Source organism: Pseudomonas sp. BAV 4579 (assembly GCF_009765395.1).
Classification (GTDB): Bacteria; Pseudomonadota; Gammaproteobacteria; order Pseudomonadales; family Pseudomonadaceae; genus Chryseomonas; species Chryseomonas aestiva.
Map to the genome: position 1 here is coordinate 1 of NZ_WHOV01000149.1, position 3096 is coordinate 3096.

The window sequence follows — 3096 nt, forward strand, 5'->3', positions numbered from 1 at the left end:
TTCCTCGGGGTGGACGCCTACGTCCAGGACATCATCAAGGGCCTGATCATCGTGGTCGCCGTGGTCATCGACCAATACCGCAACAAGCGCAAGGCCAAGCGCTAGGGCTGGCGCCTTCCCCTCTTCCTGGGCGAGGGCCGAGCCAGCACCCGACCGCTTTGTCCCCTCTCCCTCCGGGAGAGGGCCGGGGTAAGGGCCGAGCCAGCACCCAACTGTTTTACCCCTCTCCCCCTGGGAGAGGGCCGGGGTGAGGGCGAGCCAGCACCCGACCGTTTTACCCCCGCTCCCCCTGGGAGAGGGGCGGGGTGAGGGGCCGAGCCAGCACCCAACCGTTTTACCCCTCTCCCCCTGGGAGAGGGCCGGGGTGAGGGCGCCCGCACTCCAAAGCCATCCCTTTTACCCGGTCGGCTAATGGCTTGGCCGGCCGGGTCTTTCTATACCCCTGACGGAGAACGACATGCGCGACATCGGCATCGGTCTGATTGGTACCGGCTTCATGGGTCATGCCCATGCCCAGGCCTTCCATCACGCGGCGAGCAGCTTCAGCTTGCCGGTCCGCCCACGGCTGGTGGCCCTGGCCGATGCCGATCCGGAGCGCGCCGCTCGCTGCGCCGACGCCTGGGGCTTCACCCGCAGCTGCGATTGGGAAAGCCTGATCGCCGATCCCCAGGTCGAGCTGGTGGCCATCACCACCCCCAACCTGCTGCACGCGCCCATGGCCCTGGCCGCCCTGGCGGCGGACAAGGCGGTCTATTGCGAGAAGCCCCTGGCGGTGAGCCTGGAGGAGGCGACGCGGATGCGCGACGCCGCGCGCCAGGCCGGGGTGGTCAACCGGGTCGGCTACAACTACCTGCAGAATCCCATGCTCAGGCAGGCGCGCGAGCTGATCGAAAGCGGCGAACTGGGCGAGATCGTCAGCTTCAGCGGCGAATTCAGCGAAGACTTCATGGGCGATCCCCAGGGGCCCTTCACCTGGCGCTGTGAGACCCGCCAGGCCGGCGGCGCCCTGGCCGACCTGGGCAGCCATATCCTGTCGCTGGCGCGCTTCCTGCTCGGCCCGGTGGCGACGCTCTGCGCCGATCTGCACACCGCCCATGGCGAGCGCCCCCACCAGGGCGGCACCCGCGCGGTGGAGATCGACGACCAGGCCCATCTGCTGCTGCGCTTCGCCAGTGGCGCCCGCGGCACCCTGACCACCAGCTGGCTCAAGCACGGGCGCAAGAATCGCCTGGCCTTCGAGGTCTGCGGTACCCGCGGCACCCTCAGCTTCGACCAGGAGCGGCTCAACGAACTGCGCCTCTACCAGGTCGGCGACCGTCCGGGCCTGGCCGGTTTCCGTACCCTGCTGGCCGGTCCGCACCTGCCGGACTACGCCGCCTTCTGCCCGGCGCCCGGCCACCAGCTCGGCTACAACGAACTCAAGACCCTGGAGGTCCGCTCGCTGCTGGAGGCCCTGGGCGGCAACCCCGGGCATACCGGCGTCGACTTCCAGGAGGCCTGGGAAGTGGAGCGCCTGGCCCAGGCCGCGCGGCAATCGGCCCAGGAGGAGCGCTGGGTCAGGCTCTAGTCTGGGGTAGGATGCTGGGATCATCCCGCGCGAGGACTGTCCCTCTTCCATGACCACACTCACCGGCGACGGCCTCACCCCGGTCCGGCGCATGAAGCTCATCGCGCTGCTGCTGCTGTTCCTGGCGGCCGCGCTCTACTGCCTGGCCACTGCCCTCGAGGCCAGCCATCCGGCCTGGGGCTACGCCGCCGCCTTCGCCGAGGCGGCCATGGTCGGGGCCATCGCCGACTGGTTTGCGGTGACCGCGCTGTTCCGCCATCCGCTGGGCCTGCCGATTCCCCACACCGCCATCATCCCGCGCAACAAGGCCGGAGTCGGGCGCAAGCTGTCGGACTTCATCTGCCTGCACTTCCTCGCCACGCCCCAGGTGCTGGCCAAGCTGGAGGAACTGGACGCCGCCGGGCGCCTGGCCGGCTGGTTGCGCCAGCCGGACAACGCCGCCGCGGTGGCCAGCCAGGCCACCGGCGTCGCCCGCTATTCCCTGGAAGCCCTGCGCGAGGTGCGGGTGCAGGCCTTCATCCGCCGGGTAGCGGTGGAGCGGCTGCAGCGCCTCGACGTGGCGGCGCTGTCCGGCGAACTGCTCGACATGCTGACCGCCGACGGTCGCCATCAGGCGGTGCTCGACGAGGTGCTGCAGGAGATCGATCGCCTGCTGCAGGACGAAGACACCCAGGCGCTGATCGCCCGCACCATCGGCGGCGAGCTGCGTACCCTGAAGTATCTGGGCCTGGACGAACGGGTCGGGCGCTGGTCGGCGATCAAGGTGGTGCAGGCGGTGTCGCGGCTGATCGGCGAGATCAGCCATGACCGCGAGCACGAGTTGCGCCGGCATTTCGATGGCTATCTGGTCGGCTTCATCGAGCGCCTCAAGGAGGACCCGGCCTTTCGCCTGCGCGGCGAACAACTGCGCGACCGGCTGCTGGAGCACCCGGCGCTGGCGGGTTATCTGCAGGAGCTGTGGGACCAGCTGGTGAACTGGCTGCAGGCCGATCTCGCCGCCCCGGATTCGCGCATCCGCCGGCGCCTGGGCCGGCTGCTGGCCGAGCTGGGCGACACCCTGAGTCGCGACGAAGCCATGCGACGCTGGATCAACGAGCAGCTGATGGCCGTGGCGCCGCCCTTCATCGACCGCAACCGCCAGCGCATCGGCGACTACATCGCCGCCCGCGTGGCCGCCTGGGACACCGACGAGCTGGTCCAGCAACTGGAGCAGAGTGTCGGCAAGGACCTGCAGTTCATCCGCATCAACGGCACCCTGGTGGGCGGCCTGGTGGGGCTGGTGCTGCATGCCCTGACGCAGTGGTTGGGGCCGGGGTAGGGCAGGAGGCCCTCCAGAACACGCGTGGAAAAGGCTGCGCCGTTTTCCACCCTACCGCCGCCCCCGTAGCGTGGAAAACCGCGCAGCGTTTTCCACTGGTTGCCGCCGCTCAAGCTGATACATCGAGAACGTCGCCCCCTGCCGCACCACCCCCTCTCCCTCCGGGAGAGGGCCGGGGTGAGGGCAAACCCGGACGCCAAACCCCAAGCCC

The 3096-nt window shown here is 69.6% G+C and carries 2 protein-coding genes and 1 pseudogene; all 3 read left to right on the forward strand.

All coding sequences use genetic code 11. The annotated features are described in order from the left end of the window. Nucleotides 1-105, forward strand: a pseudogene (locus tag GSQ95_RS22660) (ABC transporter permease); the annotation flags it as partial. Nucleotides 106-457: 352 nt separating this feature from the next. Next, nucleotides 458-1567: a Gfo/Idh/MocA family protein gene (locus GSQ95_RS22665; RefSeq protein WP_158897122.1), complete on the forward strand. Its 1110-nt coding sequence runs from the start codon at nt 458-460 to the stop codon at nt 1565-1567. 49 nt (nt 1568-1616) lie between these two features. Continuing rightward, nucleotides 1617-2885: a DUF445 domain-containing protein gene (locus GSQ95_RS22670; protein ID WP_158897123.1), complete on the forward strand. Its 1269-nt coding sequence runs from the start codon at nt 1617-1619 to the stop codon at nt 2883-2885. The last annotated feature ends 211 nt before the right edge of the window (nt 2886-3096 follow it).

Coding starts and splice junctions, on each gene's coding strand:
- GSQ95_RS22670 (WP_158897123.1), top strand. CDS start 1,617: ATGACCACACTCACCGGCGACGGCCTCACCCCGGTCCGGCGCATGAAG.
- GSQ95_RS22665 (WP_158897122.1), top strand. CDS start 458: ATGCGCGACATCGGCATCGGTCTGATTGGTACCGGCTTCATGGGTCAT.